The sequence below is a fragment of the Streptomyces aurantiaciflavus genome (genome assembly GCF_049808595.1).
Classification (GTDB): domain Bacteria; phylum Actinomycetota; class Actinomycetes; order Streptomycetales; family Streptomycetaceae; genus Streptomyces.
Map to the genome: position 1 here is coordinate 277,699 of NZ_JBNCAQ010000007.1, position 19,078 is coordinate 296,776.

The following is a 19,078-nucleotide window of genomic DNA, read 5'->3' on the forward strand; positions in this document are numbered from 1 at the left end:
CCTGGGTAGGGGGCAGAATCCCGGAATGCCTGTTTCATCCAGGAAAAGGGGTTCTGCCCGATCGCCACAAGGAGCGGATTTTCAGATAGTGAGCGAAAGGTTCCTGGTCACACGGCTCGCGGTGGGGATCAGCCGGGCCCGGATCTCCTCGAGGCGGGCGAGCCGCTCCGTCGGCAGGGAGACGCCGAGCGAACCGAGCGTGCCCCCGCTGTAGACGGGCACGGCGACGCAGACGGTACCGAGGGAGTACTCCTCGAGGTCCGTGACGGCCGGGGCCGCGGGTGAGGTGTCGAGCTGCCGGAGCAGTTCCGGAGGGCTGGTGATCGTCCGGGGGGTGAGATCGACCAGCGGGTGCCGGGAAAGGTAGTCCTTGCGGGAGTCGTCGTCCAGCTCGCGCAGCACGGACTTGCCCAGCGCGGTGGCGTGTCCCGCGTCCTCGAACCCCACCCACAGGTCGACGCGGGGCGCCCGGGGCCCGTCGACGATCTCGGCGACCCGGATCTCGCCCTCCTCGTAGAAGGTGAGGTAGGCGGCGGTCGCGAGCTCGTCCCGCAGCGCGGCGAGGGTGGGGCGGACCCGGCTGAGCAGCGCCTGTCCACGGCCGGTGGTGTGCAGCGTCTCCAGCTTGTCCCCGAGGACGAAACCGCCGTCGTCCAGCTTTCGCAGATATCCGTCGTGGACCAGCGTGCGCAGCAGGTGGTAGGCGGTGGCCAGGGGCAGCTCCGTCTCACGCGCCAGCTGCTTGGCCGGTGCGCCGTTCGCGTGCGCGCTCACCGCCTCCAGCAGACGGAAGGCGCGCTGGACGGAGGTGATGAGCGTGGGGCCGGCGTGCTCACCCATACGACCAGCGTGCGCCAGGCGCGCGGCGCGGGCAAGGCACACGGTCCACGGCACCGTGCCGCACACGGTCCCGCGCCCGCCGGGCACACCCGCGGGCGAGGCAAGCGACCCTGCACACCGCGCCACACCCACTTCCACGCCCGCCGGGCACACCCGCGGGCAAGGCACGCAGCCGCGCACGCCGCACCGCACACGCTCCCACCCGCTCCGGGCACACCCGCAGGCAAGGCGCGCAGCCCTGCACATCGCACCGCACACATTTCCACGCGCGCCAGGCGCGCGGCACGGGCAGGACCGCGACCCTGCACGCCTTGCCGCACACGGTTCCGCGCGCCTCGCGCACCGGCGCGTGTGCCGCGCCCTCGGCGCGCCGGGCGCATCCGTCGCGCCGGGCGCATCGGTTGCCGCAGGGCGCGGCCGTCGCGTCCCTCGCTGGAGCAGGGACCGGCTCAGGAACCTCCGGTGAGGGAGTCCAGCAGCCTCGGTGATGCCTGGAGCGCCGTTCGTTGCATCAGGTCGAGGACGCCGCGGATCCCCGCCATCTCCGAGCCGCCGCCGGCCCGGCCGGGACCGCCGTGCCTCAGGGCGGGAAGGGGGGAGCCGTGTCCGGTCGTCCGGTCCATGTTCGCCGAGTCCAGCAGGTGCAGCCGTCCGTGCCAGGCGGCCGTCTCCCGGACGAAGGCGGTCGTCCAGGCGAGGTCGTCGCCGACCGCCGACGCGGCGAGGCTGCCCCGGCCGCGGGCGAGCAGGTCGAGGGCGTGCGCGGTGTCGCGGTAGGCCAGTACGGACGCGGCCGGTCCGAAGGGCTCGACCTCGTGGGGTGCCGAGGCGTCCGGGTCGGCCGAGATGAGGAGGGTGTCGAGGAAGGCCCCCCGCTCCGGATCGGCGTCGACCACCCGCACCTTGTCGGGGTCGCCGTGGACGAAGCGGCCGGACTCGGCGATCCTGCGCGCCGCCCGGCGTACGTCGTCGCGCTGTTCCAGGCTGACGACGGCGCCCATCCGCACACCGTCCGCCGCCGGGTGGCCGACGGTCACGGCGTCCAGCGCGGACGAGAGGGCGTCCAGGACGGCGGGTTCGTGCTCGCGCGGGACGAGGACGCGGCGGATCGCGGTGCACTTCTGGCCCGCCTTGACCGTCATCTCGGTCACGACCTCCCGCACGAACGCCTCGAACAGCGGGGATCCGGGCGTCACGTCCGGCGCCAGGACGATGGCGTTGACGGAGTCGGCCTCCGCGTTGAACCGGACCGAGCGGGCCACCAGGTTGGGGTGGGTGCGCAGGGTCGCCGCCGTGGCGGCCGAGCCGGTGAAGGACAGCACGTCCTGCTCACCGAGCAGGCCGAGGGCCGGTCGCACGGATCCGGCGACCATCTGCAGGGCCCCGGGCGGCAGGACACCGGCCTCGGTGACGATCCGCACGAGGTGGGCGGTGAGGTACGCGGTCGGGGTGGCCGGCTTCACCACGCTCGGCATCCCCGCGAGCACCGCCTGGGCGAGCTTCTCCAGGGGTGCCCAGACGGGAAAGTTGAAGGCGTTGACCTGGAGCATCAGACCCGGGGAGGGGGTGCACAGGTGGACGCCGAGGAAGTCGTCACCGCGCGCGAGGCGCTCGGCCGGCCCCTCGACCAGGTGGGGCGCGTCGGGGAGTTCGGCGCGGGCGCGGGTGGCGTAGTCGCGCAGGACGCGGATGCCGCCGTCGACGTCGTAGCGGGCGTCCGTCAGAGTGGCTCCGGCGCGGGCGGACAGGGCGTAGAGCTCCTCGCGGCGGGTGCGGACGGCCGCGGCCAGCGCGTCGAGGAGGCCGGCCCGCTGGTGGAAGGTCAGGGCGCGCAGGGCCGGCCCGCCCGTGCGCCGGGCGTGGCCGAACGCGCCGGCGAGGTCGAGGCCTTCGGAGGAGACACGGCAGACGGTCTCCCCGGTGACCGCGTCGCGTACGTCGGCCGCCGCGTCGTCGGTGGCCGCCGGGGTGACCCAGGTGTCCTGCAGGTAGCTGTCGAGCATGGGATACGACCACTTTCGTCGGAAGGGCGACTCGGGACGTCGGCGGGAAGCGGGAGCGGGACGGTCAGTCGACCGGGTGGTGGCCCCACACGTCGGCGGTGTGGACGCGGCTGACCCAGGTGCTCTCGTCGACCTGCACGCCGCCCGCGCCGATCTCGATGCCGAAGCCGGCCGGCGAGGTCATGTAGAAGGAGAACATCCCGTCGTTGGAGTGCTTGCCGAGCGTCGCCATCAGCTTGACGTCGTGCTCACGCGTGCGGTCCAGGGCGCGGCCGACCTCCTCCGGGGTGGTCACCTCGCACAGGATGTGGTGGGTGCCCTCGTTCTTGTAGGAGCGGACGAAGGCGATGCTGTGGTGCCTCGGGTTGCAGCCGAGGAAGTGGAAGGTGCCCCAGGGGAAGTCGGCGGTGTCGCTGAGCCGGAAGCCGAGGACGTCGCAGTAGAAGTCGACCGCCTCCTGGACGTGCGGTGTCTTCATCACGACGTGCCCGAGGCCCTGGTCGCCCGTGACGAAGTCGACGCCGAGCGGGGACACGAACTGGCTCGCCGCGAGACGCCGGCCGCAGAACAGTTCGGTGCGGATGCCGACGGGGCCGGTGAAGTGCACCATCCGGGCCACCTGGCGCTCCAGGCACTCCTCCTCGGTGCCGACGGTGACGTCGACCCCGGCCTCCTTGAGCCGGACCGTCGTCTCGTCGATCGCCGCCGCGTCCCGCACCTCCCAGCCGATGACCGTGACGCCACCCTTCGGGGCCTCCGTCAGCCATATGCGGAACGGGTGCTGGTCCATCCGCAGGCGGTGGCGCACCGGCTGGCCCGCCGCGGCGGAGCCGCTGTCGGACGCTGCGGCGGGCTCGACGGCGAGGCCGATCACTTTGCGGGCGTATTCCGCCCATGCATCCGGGTCGGGCGTACCGATGCCCACGTACCCAAGGCTCTGGATCGTCATGGCGAAGACGGTATTTGTTAGACCCTTGACGGTCAAGGGTCATACGAATACGTTGACGCCATCGAGCCGAGGAGGTCCCCGATGCCGGGAGATGTGCCCGAGAGGGCCCGCCTGCAGCCCGTCGACGAGAGCGAGCTGCACGAGAGGACACTGGCGTCGCTGGCGCCGTACCGCGACCAGGACGGCCGGATCTACACGATCTGGGCGACCCTCGCCCACCACGAGGACGCGCTGCGCCGCTTCATCGTCTTCGGCAACCACGTGCTGGGGAAGAACACCCTGCCGCTGCCGTCGAGGGAGCTGATGATCCTCCGGATCGCCGCCCGGGCGCGGGCCGCGTACGAGTGGGACCAGCACGTACGGATCGCCCGCCGCGCCGGGCTCGCCGACGCCACGATCCTGGCCGCGGTGAACGGCGAGTGGGACGGGCTGGACGAGCCGGACCGGGTGCTGCTCACCGCCACCGACTCGCTCCTGGACCGCCAGGGCGTCGACGACGAGCTGTGGGGCCGGCTGACGGACCACCTGAGCACCGAGCAGATCATCGACGTCCTCTACACCGTCGGCCAGTACCTCACCATCGCCACCGTCGTCAACACCCTCGGGGTGCGGGTCGAGGGCGAGCTCGCACTCCCCCTGCCGCTCCCCGCCGACCAGCAGAAGGAAGAAGCCGCATGAAGCTCGCCAACCTCGCCGGCCGCCCCGTCCTCGTGCGCGACGACCGCGCCCTCGACATCGCCGACGCCGGCAAGGGAGCGATCGAGCCGCGCCTGGAGGTCCTGTCCGACCTCTCCCTCCACGACGAGCTGCGCGCCCTCGCCGAGCGGGCCGCGGACTCGGACTGGAAGGCGTTCGACCCCCGTGACCTGGGCCGCGTGGCCAAGCCGTACAAGGCCATCGGCGTGGCGCTGAACTACCGGGCGCACGCCGAGGAGTCCAACCTGCCCGTCCCGGACGAGCCGTCGGTGTTCGCCAAGTTCGCCTCGTCCGTCGTGGGGCCGTACGACTCCATCGTGGTGGAGGCGCAGTACGACAAGGTCGACTACGAGGCGGAGCTCGTGGTGGTGATGGGCCGGGTCGGCAAGAACATCCCCGAGGCCGAGGCCTGGTCGTATGTGGCGGGCGTCACCGCGGGTCAGGACATCAGCGACCGCAAGGAGCAGTGGCGCAAGCCGATCAACCAGTTCACGCTGCCGAAGTCGTACGACACCTTCAGCCCGATCGGCCCGTACCTGGTGACGGTCGACGAGTTCGAGGACCCGGACGACATCGAGGTGGCCGGCTGGGTCGACGACCTGGAGGTGCAGCGGGGCCGCACCTCGGACCTCATCTTCAGCGTGCCGGAGCTGATCGCCTGGCTGTCGAAGCGGGTGACGTTCGAGCCGGGCGACCTGATCTTCACCGGTACCCCGGCCGGCTGCGGGGTCCGCCGCACCCCCCGGCTGTACCTCGGCGAGGGTAAGGTCCTGCGGACCGAGGTCACGGGCGTGGGGACTATGGTCAATCCGGTCGTGGCCGGCTGACACCGGCCGGGCCGGACGAGGAAGGGTGGGACACCGTGACGGACACCGTGCGTGAGGCGGGGACCGCGGGCGCGAGCCGGACCCGGGAGTTCTCGGAGCTGCTGCGCCACCACCATCGTGAGCTGGGCACGACCGATCCCCGGGACCTCGACGCGATCGAGATGGTCACCGACCTCACCCGCCTCGAAGCGCGGCTGACCAAGGACTTCGAGAAACACGTCCACCGGCCGCTGGGTCTGACCTGGGCGGGCTTCCGGATCCTGAACGCCCTGTGGGTGTACGGGCCGCTCGCCCAGCAGGACATCGGGCGGGTCTCCGGGTCGACCCGGGCCAGCATCTCGAGCGCGCTGGCGACCCTGGAGAGCCGCGGGCTCGTGACACGGCGGCGCGTGGAGTCCGACCGCCGTCAGCTGGTCGTCGAGCTCACCCCGGAGGGCAGCGGGACGCTGCGCGCGGCCATCGCGGCCCAGACGCGCCGCGAGCGGGCGTGGACGGCCGTCCTGCGCGACGACCAGCTCAGCGAGCTGGTGCATCTGTTGCGTACTCTGGTCAACCAGGAGACCCCGGCCGAGGACTGACCGCCGGCAGGTCCCACGGCGTGTGCCCGGTGCGCTCCGGGCACCCCTAGCCTTTCGCGCGCCCGAAGCCCGTGGCTGCTCGACACCCCAGAGATCGTCAGAACTTTTACTGTCATAACTCTAACGATTTTCCGCATCGTGCTTTAACGTTCAGCCACCCTCACCATCTGACGCCCCCGTCGTCGGTTTCTCAAGGGAGAGAATCATGGTCCGTCGTGTCGTCACCGGTGTCAGTTCCAGCGGCAAGCCCGTGATCGTGAGCGACGGCGAGCCGCCGCGCACCCGTCACTACACCCACACCCCCGGCTTCGCCCGCTCCCTGGTGTGGAACACGGCGGCGCCCGCCGTCCCGTCGGCCGACCCGACGGATTCCCTGCAGTCCTTCGTCCCCGCCCCCGGCGAGACGATCGCGCTGACCGTCACCTTCCCGCCGGCCAGTGTCTACGCCGACCCGAGCTGGGACCCCGCCGCCGCGGGCGCCGAGCAGCTGGCGGCCACCCCGGGTCTCGCCGAGCTCTTCGAGCCCGACGCGCCGGGCATGCACACCACCCCGACCGTCGACTACGGCGTCGTCCTCAGCGGCGAGATCGTCCTCGACCTCGACGGCGGGGAGATCGCGGTCCTCCGGCCCGGTGACCTCGTCGTCCAGAACGGCACCCGGCACGCCTGGCGCAACAACGGCACCGAGCCCGCCACGATGTTCTTCGTGCTGATCGGCGCGGACGGCACCGCGTGAACGCCCTGACGACCGCGGCGCCCGGAGCACCCGTCGTCGACCTGGACCTCGCCGACCTGCGCCGCGACCCGTACCCCGCCTACGCCGAGCTGCGCCGCACCGCCCCGCTCGCCTGGGTGCCCTCGGTCGGCCGGCACCTGCTGACCCGCTACGACGACATCGTCCACGCGGAGAAGCTGCCCGAGGTGTTCAGCTCCCGCGAGGAGGGCTCGCTGCTGCTGCGGACGGTCGGCCCGAACATGCTCCGCGAGGACGACCCCCAGCACCGGCGGCTGCGGGCCGCGGCCGAGCCGCCCACCCGCCCCCGCCAGGTCCGCGACCTGTGGGCGGGCGCCTTCGAACGCACCGCGCACCAGCTGCTCGACCGCGTCGCCGGCCGCGGCGAGGCCGACCTGATCGCCGACTTCGCCGAGCCGCTCGTCGCGGCCAACCTCGCCCTGGTCCTCGGCCTGCGCGGGACGAGCGCCGGGGACGTCGCCGCCTGGTCGCGGGCGATGATGGACGGCAACAGCAACTACGCGAACGACCCCGACCTGTGGCTGCGCGCCGAGCAGGCGACCCGGGCCATCGAGGAGGCGGTGGCCGAGGCGGCCGAGGCCGCCCGGCGCGAGCCCGACGGCTCGGTGATCTCCTCGATGGTCAACGCCCCGGAACCGGTGACACTCGCCGAGATCCAGAACAACATCAAGGTCATCATCGGCGGAGGAGTCAACGAGCCGCGCGACGTCTTCGGCGTCGGCGCCTGGGCCCTGCTGCGCCGCCCCGAGGTGCTGGACCGGGTGTCCGGGGACCCGGCGCTGTGGAAGCGGGTCTTCGAGGAGACGGCCCGCTGGGTCTCACCGATCGGGATGTACCCGCGCCAGCTCACCCAGGACCACGAGATCGCCGGGGTCACCCTGCCCGCCGGCAGCCGCGTGGCGCTGGTGATCGCCTCGGGGAACCGCGACGAGTCGGTGTTCGAGCGGGCCGAGGACTTCGACATCGACCGCCCGCACCGCCCGCACCTCGCCTTCGGCGGCGGCCCGCACTTCTGCATGGGCGCGTGGGTCGCGCGCCACGAGGTCAGCGCGATCGCCTGGCCCCTCGTCTTCAGCCGCCTCAAGGGACTCCGCCTCGTCGAGGGCGCGACAGCATCCGACGGCGACTGCGCCGCGGACCGCCTGGAGGGCTGGGTGTTCCGAGGACTCACCTCGCTGCACGTCACCTGGCAAGCAGCCTGAGCCGCTCCCCCCGGGAGGACTTCATGCCAACCGTCATCTTCCAGTTGCCCGACGGCACCGAACGCAAGGTCACCGCGGCGTCGGGCACGGTGCTCATGCAGGCGGCCGTCTCCCACGCCGTCGAGGGCATCGTCGCCGAGTGCGGGGGCAACGCCTCCTGCGCCACCTGCCATGTCTACGTCGACGCGACACAGGCCGACCTGGTCGGGCCGCCCAACGACGTGGAGGACGAGATGCTGGACTTCACCGCCGCCGAGCGCCGGCCGACCAGCCGGCTCAGCTGCCAGGTCCAGCTCTCCGACGCAACCGACGGACTGGTCGTGCACGTGCCCGAGGAGCAGGTATGACGTCCACCGCGGGCGTGGTCGTGGTCGGCGGCGGGCAGGCCGGCTTCAGCGTCGTCTCGGCCCTGCGCGGCGCCGGGTACGACGGCCCGGTCACCGTCCTCGCCGACGAGCGCCACCTGCCGTACCAGCGGCCGCCGCTGTCCAAGAAGGCCCACACCGAGCCGGAGGGCCTGCGCGTCGGCCTGGTACCGGAGTCCTTCTACCGCGAGCGGGACATCGACCTGCGTCTCGGTGACGACGTGGTCGCCCTCGACCGGACCGCCCGCACGGTGGTCACCCGCGCGGGCGCCCGTGTCCCCTACGACCACCTGGTGCTGGCGACCGGCGCCCGCAACCGGCCGCTGCCCGTCCCGGGCGCCGAGCTGGACGGCGTCCACGCCCTGCGCTCCCTCGACGACGCCCTGGCGATCGGCCGGGCCCTGTCGACGGCCCGTGACGTGGTCGTCGTCGGCGGAGGCTTCATCGGTCTCGAACTGGCCCAGGTCGCCGCGGCGCGCGGCGCGCGGGTCACCGTCGTCGAGCTGGCCGACCGGCTGCTCAGCCGGGCCGTCTCCCCGCAACTCCAGCGGCACCTGCGGGAACGGCACGAGCGCAGCGGCGTCCGCGTCCTCACCGGGACGGCCGTGCGCGCCGTCGAGGGCGCGGAGGGCCGGGTGCGGCAAGTCGTCACCGACCGCGGCACGCTCCCCGCCGACCTCGTCGTCTACGGCATCGGAGCCGTCCCCAGGGACGAGCTCGCGCGGGACGCCGGCCTGGCCGTGGACGACGGCGTGATCGTGGACGAGCTGCTGCGCTCGGTCACCGACCCGCGGATCTCCGCCGTCGGGGACTGCGCCCGCCATCCGCATCCGCACACGGACGGCCTGGTCCGGCTGGAGTCCGTGCAGAACGCCACCGACCAGGGGGCCCTGGTGGGCCGCCGCATCGCCGGCGCGTCGGAGCCGTACGCGAGTCTGCCGTGGTTCTGGAGCGACCAGGGGGACATCAGGCTGCAGATCGCCGGGCTGCGCGCACCCGACGACGCCGTGCACCTGGTCGCGGGCGACTCGCCGGGACGACTGGCCGCGTACGCCTTCCGCGACGACCGGCTGGTGGCCGTGGAGACGCTGAACTGGCCCGCCGAGCATCTGGCCGCGCGGCGTCTGCTGGGGCGGGACACGCCCGTGCGGGCCGCCGACCTGGCGGGCTCGACGCTCGGTGCGCTCGCCCGCGCCAGACGTGCGACGGAGGTGCGGACATGAGGGGAGCCACCTGGTTCGGCGCTCACCTCGTGGCCGGCGCGGCCGAGGCGGGCCCCCGCACCGCGCTCGTCTTCGGTGACCGGTCCTGGACCTACGCCGAGCTGGACCTGGCGGTCCGGCGCACCGTGGCCCGCCTCGACAAGGCCGGGGTGAGCCGGGGCGACCGCCTCGTGATGCAGGGGACCGCCCGGCCCGAGGCCCTCATCACCCTCTTCGCGGTGACGCGCATGGGGGCGGTGCTCGTGCCGCTCCACCCGCAGGTGACCGGCGCCGAGCTCACGGTCGTGTGCGAGGAGACCGAACCGCGGGCCGTGCTCGCCGACGAGGGCTTCCCGCAGGGGTCGGGCATCCGTCTGGCCTGGGAGGACCTGCACTGCGAGGACGAGTCAGGACCCGAGGCGCCGGCGTCCGCTCCCCCGGCCGGCTCCGACATCGCGGTCATCGCCTTCACCTCCGGCACCTCCGGCCGGCCCAAGGGCGTGGCCCTCACCCACGACAACCTGTACTGGAGCATGGTCAACGGGCTGTCCCGGCTGCCCGTCGGGGAGGACGACACCGCGCTCGTCTCCACGCCGCTGGCCCATGTCGCCGTCCTGGGCGGGCTTCCGCAGTACACCTGGGCCCGGCGCGGGACCGTGGTCCTGGCGCCCAGGTTCGACCCGGACCTGTTCGTCGACCTGGTCCGCGACCACCGGGTGACCTGCGCCTTCTCCGTCCCGGCCATGTCCGCCCTGCTGGCCCGGCACCCCCGCTTCACCAGCGCCGACCTGGACACGCTCCGGTGGATCCTCTCCGGCGGATCGCCGGCCCAGTCGGCGACCCGCGAGCAGTTCCGGGCCCGCGGGATCGGCGTGGTCAACTCCTACGGACTCACGGAGACCAGCGCCGGCGTCACCTACTCCGCGCCGACGGAGCCGGCCACCTCGGCGGGGGCGCCCGCTCCGCACGTCGAGATCGCGGTCGTCGACGGTACGGGCTCCCCCGTGCCGGCGGACGCGGCCGGTGAGATCTGGGTGCGCGGACCGTCGGTCGCGTCCGCGTACCGGACCGCCGCCGGACCGCTGCCCGTGACCGACGCCGAGGGCTGGTTCCACACCGGGGACCGTGGACGGTTCGACGCCGGGGGCCGGCTGGAGGTCGTCGGCCGGCTGAAGGACACGATCATCACCGGCGGGGAGAACGTCGACCCCGCCGAGGTCGAGAACGCCCTCGCCGACTTCCCCGGTGTCGTCGAGGTCGCGGTCTGCGGTGCTCCCGACCCGGTCTGGGGCGAGGTCGTGACCGCCTTCCTCGTCACCGAGTCCGGCACCCCGACCCTGGACGACGTCCGAGGTCACCTCGACGGCAGGCTCGCCCGGCACAAGTGGCCCCGGCGACTGTGCGTGGTCCGCGCACTGCCCCGCGGGGCGACCGGGAAGCTCCAGCGGGCCCGGCTGACGAGCCTGCTCGACGACTGACCCCACCCTCCGAGTCCCTTCAGAGCCGCACCGTCACCGCACCTCCCCCACACCCCCGCACACCCGAGATGGGGGCCGGCGCCACCGGCGACGTCTCCCCACCCACACCCAAGGAGAGGCCATGAGTGCGACCATGCGAGCCGCGCGGATGCACCACGTCGGCGAGCCGATGAAGCTCGAGGAACTGCCCGTTCCCGAGCCCGGCCCGGGCGACGTCCGCGTGGCCGTGCACGCCGTCAACATCGTCCCGAACCTCGCCAACATCCTGAACATGTGGACCACGTGGTTCCCGCACAGCCCCCTGCCGACCCTCCCGGCGATCTTCGGCCTGGACCCGGCGGGCGTGGTCGAGGCCGTCGGCGAGGGCGTCCAGGCCTTCGAGCCGGGCGACCGGGTGTACGTCAACCCGGGCCGTTCCTGCGGGTCGTGCCGGTCCTGTCGCGACAACGACTCGATCAACTGCGCCAGTTACGCCTTCGCCGGGTACTTCGGCTTCTCCCCGACCGCGGTGGACCTCCTCGACCGCTACCAGGGCGGCCTCGCCGAGTACATGGTCGCGCCCGCGTACTCCCTGGTGCGGCTGCCCGACGCGCTGTCCTTCGAGGCCGCCGCCCGCTTCGGCTACCTCGGCACCATGTACTCCGCACTGCGCAAGGCCGGTGCCGGTCCCGGCAGGAGAATCCTGATCAACGGCATCAGCGGCACCCTCGGCATCGGCGCCGCGCTCCTCGCGCCCGCCCTCGGCCTGACCCATGTCTACGGCACCGGTCGTGACCAGGGCCTGCTCGACCAGGTCGGCAAGCTGGCGGGCGGCCGGCTGAACCTGCGCTCCCTCGACGACGGCCCGCTCGACGAGTGGATCCGCGAGGAGACCGGCGGCCACGGCGTCGACATCTACATCGACGCCCTCGGCCCGGGCGCCCCGCACGAGACCTTCCTGGCCGGTATGCGGGCGATGGCGCGCGGCGGCATCGCGGTGAACATCGGCGCCGTCGCCGGTGATCTGCCCGTCGACATCCACCGGATGATGGACCAGCAGCTGAGTCTGGTCGGCTCGGCCTGGTTCACCTCCGGCGAGGGCCAGGCCATGGCCGACATGGTGGAGGCCGGCCTGCTCGACCTCGGCCCGCTGGAGCACCGGGTGTTCCCGCTGGAGCAGGTCAACGAGGCCATCGGCGGCATCGCGCAACGCAACGGCGGCTTCAGCAACTTCATCATCAGCCCGACGGCCACCGCCTAGTCACCCCTGCCCCTCTTGGAGACCCAGATGCACGCTCAGCACGCCGCGCGCCCCGCCGACCCCCTCGACCTCCTGGAACTCGACACCCTGCTCACCCCCGACGAGCGGGCCGTCCGCGACGCCGTCCGCACCTTCTGCGACCGGCGCGTCGAACCGCACATCGCCGAGTGGTTCGAGCAGGGGGCGATCGAGGACATCCGCGGGCTCACCAAGGAACTCGGGGAGCTCGGCCTGCTGGGTATGCACCTGGAGGGCTACGGCTGCGCCGGGATGAGCGCCGTCGACTACGGACTCGCCTGTCTCGAGCTGGAGGCCACGGACTCCGGGTTGCGCTCCCTGGTCTCCGTCCAGGGCTCGCTCGCCATGTTCGCGATCCACGCGTTCGGCTCCGAGGAGCAGAAGGAGGAGTGGCTGCCCCGTCTCGCGGCGGGCACCGCCATCGGCTGCTTCGGCCTCACCGAACCCGACTCCGGCTCCGACCCGGGCAGCATGCGCACCACCGCCCGCCGCGACGGTGGGGGCACCTCCCGCTCATGGGGGTCCCCCCGCTCGAGCGAAGCCGAGAGTGGGGGAGGAGCCGAGAGTGGGGGAGACTGGATCCTCGACGGCCGCAAGATGTGGATCACCAACGGGTCGGTCGCCGACGTCGCGGTGGTCTGGGCGCGCACCGACGACGGCATCCGCGGCTTCGTCGTCCCCACCGACACGCCCGGTTTCTCGGCGCCCGCGATCAAGCACAAGATGTCCCTGCGGGCGTCGGTGACCAGCGAACTCGTCCTCGACTCCGTACGCCTGCCGGGATCGGCCGTGCTGCCCGGCGTCCGGGGCCTGCGCGGGCCGCTGTCCTGCCTCAACGAGGCCCGGTACGGCATCGCCTGGGGCGCGATGGGCGCGGCCCGCTCGGCCTTCCGGGCGGCCCTGGCCTATGCGGGCGACCGGGTCCAGTTCGGCCGTCCGATCAGTTCCTTCCAGCTGACCCAGGCCAAGCTGACCGACATGTCCCTGGAACTGACCAAGGGGACACTGCTCGCCTTCCACCTGGGCCGGACCAAGGACGACCGCGGTCTGCGCCCCGAGCAGGTCAGCTACGGCAAGCTCAACAACACCCGTGCCGCGCTGGAGATCTGCCGCACGGCCCGCACGATCCTGGGCGCGAACGGCATCTCGCTGGAGTACCCGGTCATCCGGCACGCCAACAACCTGGAGTCGATCCTCACCTACGAGGGCACCGTGGAGATGCACACCCTCATGATCGGCCAGGCCCTGACGGGAGAGGCCGCCTTCCGATGAGCGCGGCGCCCCCGATCAGCGCAGTGGGTGTCGTCGGCTGCGGGCTCATGGGCGCGGGCATCGCCGAGGTCTGCGCCCGGGCCGGTCTGGACGTGGTGGTCCACGAGGTGAGCGAGGGCGCCGCCGCCGCGGGCCGCGCCCGGCTCACCGCCTCGCTGGACCGCGGCGTACGACGCGGCAAGCTCTCCGACGCGGAACATGACACCGCGCTCGGCCGGCTGCGGGTCACCACCGACCTCGCGGACCTGTCCGACCGGGACCTGGTGGTGGAGGCGGCGACGGAGGACGAGGCGGTGAAGGTCGAGCTGTTCGCCGAGCTCGACCGGATCGTCGCCCGGGAGGACGCGCTGCTCGCCTCCAACACCTCCTCGTTGCCGATCATGAAACTCGGCATGGCGACCGCACGGCCGCACCAGGTGATCGGGGTGCACTTCTTCAACCCCGTTCCGGTGCTGGAGCTGGTGGAGATCGTGCCCTCCCTGCTGACGGGCCCTCAGACCCAGTCCCGCGCCGAGGACTTCGTCACACGAGTCCTGGGCAAGAAGGTGATCCGCGCCCAGGACCGGGCCGGCTTCGTGGTGAACGCCCTGCTGGTGCCCTACCTGCTCTCCGCGATCCGGATGCTGGAGTCCGGCTTCGCCTCGGCGGAGGACATCGACACCGGCATGGTCCTGGGCTGCGCCCACCCCATGGGGCCGCTGAGCCTCGCCGACCTGATCGGCCTCGACACCCTCACCGCGATCGCCGACGCGATGTACGCGGACTTCAAGGACCCGCTGCACGCCCCGCCGCCATTGCTGCTGCGCATGGTGGAGGCCGGCCTGCTCGGCCGGAAGTCGGGACGCGGCTTCCACGACTACTCGGACTCCGACCACCCGGGCTCCGGCCACTCGGACTCCCGGACACTTGGACTCTCGGAAAGGCGGTGACGTGTTCGGGCGGGGCGCGGCTGATCGACCTGCACCTTCAGGGCCGCCTGGACCTGGAGACGTTCGTGACCGAGACCATCCAGCTCGACGAGGTGGAGAAGGCGTTCGAGCGGATGCACCACGGCGACGTCCTGCGCTCGGTGGTGGTGCTGTGACGGGACCGGGCCGGAGCCGCTCGCGCCTCTCCGGCCCTTTGGGCCGCTCTTGCCTCAGATGCGGTGCCCCTGTGCCGTCAGCCAGCGATGGACGGTCTGCTTGTCCGCCGGGGTGATCCGGACCGGGGCCTGCACGTAAGGGCCCTCGTCCTCGTTGAAGCCCGTGTCGGTGACCCGGGCGGTGACCCAGTGGGCCAGGTCCTGGGCGGACCGGTCCGGCAGGGAGCCCCGCTCCCATCCGGTACGGGCCTCCCGGGCCGCGGCCCGGTCGTGTCGTTCGGTCTCCTCCAGCCAGGCCGCGACGAGCCGCTCGACGGTCCGGCGCTCCTCGGACGGGGCGGGCTGCTGCTTGTCCTTGCTGCTCATGAGGGCCGGGTGCCCACAACCGGGGAGACGGCGACGTGGTCCGGGGCGAGAGCGACGTGGTCCGGGGCCGCGACGGCGATGTGACGCGGGGCAACGGCGACGTGAACCGGGGAAGGCCGACGCCCCCGCATTCCTCCGCGCGTTCCGTGTCTAAGCCGTCGCGCCCGGGTACTCGGGGTGCTCGCCGTCACGGTCCCGCGGAGACGGTCCGCCGGATGCGGGCCGGACGACGGGACCGACCAGGAAAAGATCAGGAAAAAGGGGGCAATGATGACGCAGCACGCGGACGACAACGCTCTCGACCAGCAGGCGGGGGTCGCGGAGCTGCGTCTGGCCACGGGGGATCCCGGCCTCGTCCCGCAGAACGACGTGCTCGCCGAGGACCTGCCCCTCGATCGCAATCAGGCGATCCTGCAGGCCACGAAACAGGTCGGCTCGATCCTGAAGCGGAAGGGGCACCGGTTCGCCCTGGCGGGCAGCGTCGCCGTGTACGCCCACGGCGGCACCCAGAACCTCCAGCACGACGTCGACTTCTGCTTCCGCCCCGAGGACGCGGACGCCGTCGCCGAGACCCTGCGGGAGGCCGGGCTGCCGGTGTACACGCCGCCGGAGGACTGGCTGCTGAAGTCGAACTGCCTCGGCCAGCAGGTGGACCTCATCTTCGAGCTGGCGCACCAGCCGGTGACCACCGAGCTGCTGGAGCGGGCGCGGGAGCTGTCGGTGGACTCGGTCTTCATGCCGGTGCTGTCGCCCACCGACCTGGTGCACAGTCTGATGGCCGCCTTCTCCGAGCACCACTGCGACTTCGGGGCGGTGCTGCCGATCGCCCGCACGCTGCGGGAGAAGGTCGACTGGGACGCCGTGCGCGACGCGTGTGGGCACGAGCCGATGCCCGACGCCTTCTTCTACTTCCTGGAACGGCTGGAGGTCATTCCCCCGAGGCCGAAGGAGGAACAGCGATGAGGCCCCTCGCGGACCGCGCGGGAGCCGGGCACGCCGGCCGCGCCCCCGAGAACGTCGAGTACCGCGTCGCCCATCTGCGCGACCGGCTCGCCGCGGAGGAGCTCGGTGAGCTGGGCGTACGGGCGGAGGTGCGGGCCGGGGCGGTCGTGGTGACCGGCACGGTGCCCTCCGAGCAGTGCCGGGAGACGGTACTGCGGACCGTCCGCGAGGAACTGGCCGGGCTCGCCGTGCACACCGACGTCCTGGTGGCGGAGAACGCGTCCCCCGACCATGCGGAGGACCTGCCATGATCCGCGTCGCCGCCGTCGGGGACATCCACATGGGGCCCGACAGCCAGGGTCTGCTGCGACCCGCCTTCGACACCCTGCCCGACTGTGCCGACCTGCTGCTCCTGGCGGGCGACCTCACCCGCCACGGCACGCAGGAGGAGGCGCGGGTCGTGGCGCAGGAGGTCCGGGGGCTGCCGGTGCCGGTCGTGGCGGTGCTGGGCAACCACGACCATCACGACGAGCAGCCCGAGAAGGTCACCGCCATCCTCCAGGACGCGGGCGTGACGGTCCTGGAGGGTGAGGGGACGATCGTCGAGTGCGACGGGACGCGCGTCGGCGTCGCCGGGACGAAGGGTTTCTGCGGCGGGTTCGTGGGGCGCAGCGCCGGGGAGTTCGGCGAGCCGCTGATGAAGGAGTTCGTCCGTTACACCCGCCGCAGCGCCGACGGTCTGCGCACGGCGCTGGAGGAGCTGGGCCGGCAGGGCTGCGACGTACGGGTCGCCCTCACCCACTTCTCGCCGGTCGCCGACACCCTCGCCGGTGAGCCGCCGGAGATCTACCCGTTCCTCGGCAGCTATCTGCTGGCCGAGGCGATCGACACGGCGGGCGCCGACCTCTCCGTGCACGGCCACGCGCACGCGGGCACCGAACACGGGATGACCGCCGGCGGCGTCCGCGTCCGCAACGTGGCGCAACCGGTCATCCGGCGGGCGTTCAACGTGTACCAGCTGCACACAGCCGCCTGACGGGCCCCCTGGCAGGAGGGCGCCTCGGTCAGCGCCGACCCGTACGGGAAACCGGCTGTGCAAACGCGCGGCCGTCGCCTTTCGGTTGCGCGGGAGGCATCCGGTTGCGCGCCCGGCGCCCCGAGGCACGGGCGGTGTCTGGCTCGCGCCGTCGCGCCTACACGTTCAGGTGGTGATCACCCCGGAGCCCCGCACGGGCCGTCCGCTCGCCCGTATCCAGGGCACATGGACAATCTCCGTGCCTCTGTCGACCCACGTTCCCTCTCCCGTCGGCGGTTCACCGCCGCGGCCGGTACGGCCGGTGCCGCGGCTCTCGCCGTGTCCCCGGGCCCGGCGACGGCCTTACCGCAGGCTCCCCGCCCCCCGCGGTCCACCGCCGACTGGGCCACGTGCCTGGCGGTCGCCCGGGCCCTGCTGGTGGTCGACGAACACGACCGGCCGCTCGTGCCCGGATACCAGAAGATCCTCGGCTCCGGTCTGCCCCGCGCCGGGACGAAGACCGCGAAGAAGGTGCTCGTGGTGGGCGCCGGGCCCGCCGGGCTGGTGGCCGCCTGGCTGCTGAAGCGGGCCGGACACCACGTCACGCTCGTGGAGGCCAACGGCAACCGCGTCGGCGGCCGGATCAAGACCTTCCGCACCGGCGGGCACGAGCACGCGGCCCAGGCGTTCGCCGACCCCCACCAGTACGCGGAGGCGGGGGCCATGCGGATCCCCGGCAGCCACCCGCTGGTGATGAGCCTGATCGACCAACTCGGCGTCAAGCGCCGCCCGTTCCACCTCGTCGACGTCGACGCCCAGGGCAAACCGGTCAACAACGCCTGGCTCCACGTCAACGGCGTCCGCGTGCGCCGCTCCGAGTACGCGAAGTCGCCCCGCAGGGTCAACCGGTCGTTCGGGGTGCCGCGGAAGTACTGGGACACCCCCTCCTCGGCCATCCTGCGCCAGGCCCTGGACCCCGTCCGTGACGAGTTCAGCACCGTCGGCGCCGACGGCAAACGCGTCGACAAGCCGATGCCGGAGCGGGTGCGGGGCTGGGCCCGGGTCGTGCAGAAGTACGGGGACTGGTCGATGTACCGGTTCCTGACCGAGGAGGCCGGCTTCGACGAGCACACCATCGATCTCGTCGGCACGCTGGAGAACCTCACCTCCCGACTGCCGCTCTCCTTCATCCACAGCTTCATCAGCCAGTCGCTGATCAGCCCGGACACCAAGTTCTGGGAGCTGGTCGGCGGTACGGCGACACTGCCGGACGCGTTGCTGCGGGAGGTCTCCGACGTGCTGCGGCCGGACCGGCGCGCGACCCGCATCGAGTACTGGGCGCCAAACCGGCACGGCACCGACGGCACCCCGCACGTGCGCACCGACGGGCCGCACGTGTGGATCGAGACCGTGTCCGAGGGCCGCGACGGCAAGGTGGTGCGCGAGCAGTTCACAGGGGACGTCGCGATCGTCACCGTGCCGTTCTCCGGGCTGCGCCAGGTGCAGATCAGCCCGCTGATGTCGTACCGGAAACGGCGGGCCGTCGCCGAGCTGCACTACGACAGCGCGACCAAGGTGCTGCTGGAGTTCAGCCGGCGCTGGTGGGAGTTCACGGAGGCCGACTGGAAACGCGAACTCGACGCCGTGCGGGCGGGGTTGTACGACGACTACCGGGGCGGCCGGGCTCCCGCCGACGGAAGCCTGCTGGGCGCGCACCCGTCCGTGCCGCCGGGGCACATCAGCGACGCCCAGCGGGTGCACTACGCCGCCAACCGCTGGACGACCCGCGACCAGCCCGAGGCGGCGCACATCGTGGGCGGGGGCTCGATCTCCGACAACTCCAACCGCTTCATGATCAACCCGTCCCACCGGGTCGACGGCAGCGAGGGCGGCGTCGTCCTCGCCTCCTACAGCTGGGCCGACGACGCCTCCCGCTGGGACTCCCTCGACGACGACGCGCGCTACCCGCACGCCCTGCGCGGTCTGCAGCAGGTGTACGGCCAGCGCGTCGAGGTCTTCTACACGGGCGCCGGCCGCACCCAGAGCTGGCTGCGCGACCCGTACGCCTACGGCGAGGCGTCCGTGCTGCTCCCGGGCCAGCACACGGAACTGCTGGCGGCGATCCGCAGCCCCGAGGGCCCCCTGCACTTCGCGGGCGACCACACCTCGGTCAAGCCCTCGTGGATCGAGGGGGCGGTAGAGTCCGCGGTCCGGGCGGCGCTGGAGGTGCACGGAGGATGACAGCGG

19 protein-coding genes and 1 pseudogene are annotated in these 19,078 nt (G+C 72.5%); 16 read left to right on the forward strand and 4 right to left on the reverse strand.

The window, feature by feature from the left end; genetic code table 11:
* Positions 1-81: 81 nt before the first annotated feature.
* From ACPT94_RS10475 to ACPT94_RS10485, 3 genes are all read right to left on the reverse strand, one after another.
* Positions 82-840, reverse strand: a complete 759-nt coding sequence (locus tag ACPT94_RS10475; protein ID WP_360331874.1) for an IclR family transcriptional regulator — start codon at positions 838-840, stop codon at positions 82-84.
* A gap of 449 nt (positions 841-1,289) precedes the next feature.
* Positions 1,290-2,843: a phenylacetic acid degradation bifunctional protein PaaZ gene (paaZ, locus tag ACPT94_RS10480; protein ID WP_425245705.1), complete on the reverse strand. Its 1,554-nt coding sequence runs from the start codon at positions 2,841-2,843 to the stop codon at positions 1,290-1,292.
* Between the two features lie 64 nt (positions 2,844-2,907).
* On the reverse strand, positions 2,908-3,792 hold the full coding sequence (locus ACPT94_RS10485; protein WP_425245706.1) for a VOC family protein: 885 nt from the start codon (positions 3,790-3,792) through the stop codon (positions 2,908-2,910).
* Positions 3,793-3,873: 81 nt separating this feature from the next.
* Between ACPT94_RS10485 and ACPT94_RS10490 the strand changes: the two genes are divergently transcribed.
* The 12 genes and pseudogenes from ACPT94_RS10490 to ACPT94_RS10545 all read left to right on the forward strand — a co-directional run.
* Entirely contained in the window at positions 3,874-4,470 is a 597-nt protein-coding gene (locus ACPT94_RS10490; RefSeq protein WP_360331883.1) for a carboxymuconolactone decarboxylase family protein, read from the forward strand.
* Positions 4,467-5,315 carry a fumarylacetoacetate hydrolase family protein gene (locus ACPT94_RS10495; protein ID WP_360331886.1) on the forward strand — a complete coding sequence of 283 codons (849 nt, stop codon included), beginning with the start codon at positions 4,467-4,469 and terminating at the stop codon, positions 5,313-5,315. Before ACPT94_RS10490 ends, ACPT94_RS10495 begins: the two co-directional genes overlap by 4 nt.
* Positions 5,316-5,350: 35 nt before the next feature.
* Positions 5,351-5,893, forward strand: coding sequence for a MarR family winged helix-turn-helix transcriptional regulator (locus tag ACPT94_RS10500; protein WP_360331889.1), 543 nt, complete (start codon positions 5,351-5,353; stop codon positions 5,891-5,893).
* Positions 5,894-6,098: 205 nt separating this feature from the next.
* The gene (locus ACPT94_RS10505; protein WP_360331892.1) at positions 6,099-6,629 is read left to right on the forward strand and encodes a cupin domain-containing protein; all 531 of its coding nucleotides are present in this window, start codon (positions 6,099-6,101) and stop codon (positions 6,627-6,629) included.
* Entirely contained in the window at positions 6,626-7,849 is a 1,224-nt protein-coding gene (locus ACPT94_RS10510) for a cytochrome P450 (RefSeq protein WP_360331895.1), read from the forward strand. The genes ACPT94_RS10505 and ACPT94_RS10510 overlap by 4 nt, the downstream gene beginning before the upstream one ends.
* A 23-nt stretch (positions 7,850-7,872) precedes the next feature.
* Positions 7,873-8,196 (forward strand): 2Fe-2S iron-sulfur cluster-binding protein, encoded by a 324-nt coding sequence (locus tag ACPT94_RS10515; protein WP_360331898.1) that lies wholly within the window; start codon positions 7,873-7,875, stop codon positions 8,194-8,196.
* On the forward strand, positions 8,193-9,437 hold the full coding sequence (locus ACPT94_RS10520; protein ID WP_360331901.1) for an NAD(P)/FAD-dependent oxidoreductase: 1,245 nt from the start codon (positions 8,193-8,195) through the stop codon (positions 9,435-9,437). Before ACPT94_RS10515 ends, ACPT94_RS10520 begins: the two co-directional genes overlap by 4 nt.
* A complete protein-coding gene (locus ACPT94_RS10525) occupies positions 9,434-10,894 on the forward strand; it encodes a class I adenylate-forming enzyme family protein (protein ID WP_360331904.1) in 1,461 nt (486 codons plus the stop codon). The genes ACPT94_RS10520 and ACPT94_RS10525 overlap by 4 nt, the downstream gene beginning before the upstream one ends.
* Before the next feature lie 121 nt (positions 10,895-11,015).
* Positions 11,016-12,134 (forward strand): alcohol dehydrogenase catalytic domain-containing protein, encoded by a 1,119-nt coding sequence (locus ACPT94_RS10530; protein ID WP_360331907.1) that lies wholly within the window; start codon positions 11,016-11,018, stop codon positions 12,132-12,134.
* A gap of 27 nt (positions 12,135-12,161) precedes the next feature.
* Positions 12,162-13,424 carry an acyl-CoA dehydrogenase family protein gene (locus ACPT94_RS10535; RefSeq protein WP_360331910.1) on the forward strand — a complete coding sequence of 421 codons (1,263 nt, stop codon included), beginning with the start codon at positions 12,162-12,164 and terminating at the stop codon, positions 13,422-13,424.
* Positions 13,421-14,353: a 3-hydroxybutyryl-CoA dehydrogenase gene (locus ACPT94_RS10540; protein ID WP_360331913.1), complete on the forward strand. Its 933-nt coding sequence runs from the start codon at positions 13,421-13,423 to the stop codon at positions 14,351-14,353. Before ACPT94_RS10535 ends, ACPT94_RS10540 begins: the two co-directional genes overlap by 4 nt.
* A 20-nt stretch (positions 14,354-14,373) precedes the next feature.
* Positions 14,374-14,508, forward strand: a pseudogene (locus ACPT94_RS10545) (S-(hydroxymethyl)mycothiol dehydrogenase); the annotation flags it as partial.
* Positions 14,509-14,562: 54 nt separating this feature from the next.
* Here ACPT94_RS10545 and ACPT94_RS10550 read toward each other — a convergent pair.
* A complete protein-coding gene (locus ACPT94_RS10550) occupies positions 14,563-14,874 on the reverse strand; it encodes a hypothetical protein (RefSeq protein WP_360331916.1) in 312 nt (103 codons plus the stop codon).
* A gap of 270 nt (positions 14,875-15,144) precedes the next feature.
* Here ACPT94_RS10550 and ACPT94_RS10555 point away from each other — a divergent pair, with 270 nt between their 5' ends.
* From ACPT94_RS10555 to ACPT94_RS10570, 4 genes are all read left to right on the forward strand, one after another.
* A complete protein-coding gene (locus tag ACPT94_RS10555; protein ID WP_360331960.1) occupies positions 15,145-15,837 on the forward strand; it encodes a nucleotidyltransferase family protein in 693 nt (230 codons plus the stop codon).
* Positions 15,834-16,127 carry a BON domain-containing protein gene (locus tag ACPT94_RS10560; protein WP_360331919.1) on the forward strand — a complete coding sequence of 98 codons (294 nt, stop codon included), beginning with the start codon at positions 15,834-15,836 and terminating at the stop codon, positions 16,125-16,127. The genes ACPT94_RS10555 and ACPT94_RS10560 overlap by 4 nt, the downstream gene beginning before the upstream one ends.
* Positions 16,124-16,852, forward strand: coding sequence for a metallophosphoesterase family protein (locus ACPT94_RS10565; protein WP_360331922.1), 729 nt, complete (start codon positions 16,124-16,126; stop codon positions 16,850-16,852). The genes ACPT94_RS10560 and ACPT94_RS10565 overlap by 4 nt, the downstream gene beginning before the upstream one ends.
* A 225-nt stretch (positions 16,853-17,077) precedes the next feature.
* Complete coding sequence (locus ACPT94_RS10570) at positions 17,078-19,072, forward strand: flavin monoamine oxidase family protein (RefSeq protein ID WP_360331924.1); 1,995 nt, start codon at positions 17,078-17,080, stop codon at positions 19,070-19,072.
* Positions 19,073-19,078 lie beyond the last annotated feature (6 nt).

Bases quoted from the DNA above. Each gene is read 5' to 3' on its own strand.
- ACPT94_RS10560 (WP_360331919.1), top strand. From the start codon at position 15,834: ATGAGGCCCCTCGCGGACCGCGCGGGAGCCGGGCACGCCGGCCGCGCC.
- ACPT94_RS10490 (WP_360331883.1), top strand. From the start codon at position 3,874: ATGCCGGGAGATGTGCCCGAGAGGGCCCGCCTGCAGCCCGTCGACGAG.
- ACPT94_RS10475 (WP_360331874.1), bottom strand. From the start codon at position 840: ATGGGTGAGCACGCCGGCCCCACGCTCATCACCTCCGTCCAGCGCGCC.
- ACPT94_RS10555 (WP_360331960.1), top strand. From the start codon at position 15,145: ATGACGCAGCACGCGGACGACAACGCTCTCGACCAGCAGGCGGGGGTC.
- ACPT94_RS10565 (WP_360331922.1), top strand. From the start codon at position 16,124: ATGATCCGCGTCGCCGCCGTCGGGGACATCCACATGGGGCCCGACAGC.
- ACPT94_RS10535 (WP_360331910.1), top strand. From the start codon at position 12,162: ATGCACGCTCAGCACGCCGCGCGCCCCGCCGACCCCCTCGACCTCCTG.
- ACPT94_RS10550 (WP_360331916.1), bottom strand. From the start codon at position 14,874: ATGAGCAGCAAGGACAAGCAGCAGCCCGCCCCGTCCGAGGAGCGCCGG.
- ACPT94_RS10520 (WP_360331901.1), top strand. From the start codon at position 8,193: ATGACGTCCACCGCGGGCGTGGTCGTGGTCGGCGGCGGGCAGGCCGGC.
- ACPT94_RS10530 (WP_360331907.1), top strand. From the start codon at position 11,016: ATGAGTGCGACCATGCGAGCCGCGCGGATGCACCACGTCGGCGAGCCG.
- ACPT94_RS10495 (WP_360331886.1), top strand. From the start codon at position 4,467: ATGAAGCTCGCCAACCTCGCCGGCCGCCCCGTCCTCGTGCGCGACGAC.
- ACPT94_RS10485 (WP_425245706.1), bottom strand. From the start codon at position 3,792: ATGACGATCCAGAGCCTTGGGTACGTGGGCATCGGTACGCCCGACCCG.
- ACPT94_RS10525 (WP_360331904.1), top strand. From the start codon at position 9,434: ATGAGGGGAGCCACCTGGTTCGGCGCTCACCTCGTGGCCGGCGCGGCC.
- ACPT94_RS10570 (WP_360331924.1), top strand. From the start codon at position 17,078: ATGGACAATCTCCGTGCCTCTGTCGACCCACGTTCCCTCTCCCGTCGG.
- paaZ (WP_425245705.1), bottom strand. From the start codon at position 2,843: ATGCTCGACAGCTACCTGCAGGACACCTGGGTCACCCCGGCGGCCACC.
- ACPT94_RS10540 (WP_360331913.1), top strand. From the start codon at position 13,421: ATGAGCGCGGCGCCCCCGATCAGCGCAGTGGGTGTCGTCGGCTGCGGG.
- ACPT94_RS10515 (WP_360331898.1), top strand. From the start codon at position 7,873: ATGCCAACCGTCATCTTCCAGTTGCCCGACGGCACCGAACGCAAGGTC.
- ACPT94_RS10505 (WP_360331892.1), top strand. From the start codon at position 6,099: ATGGTCCGTCGTGTCGTCACCGGTGTCAGTTCCAGCGGCAAGCCCGTG.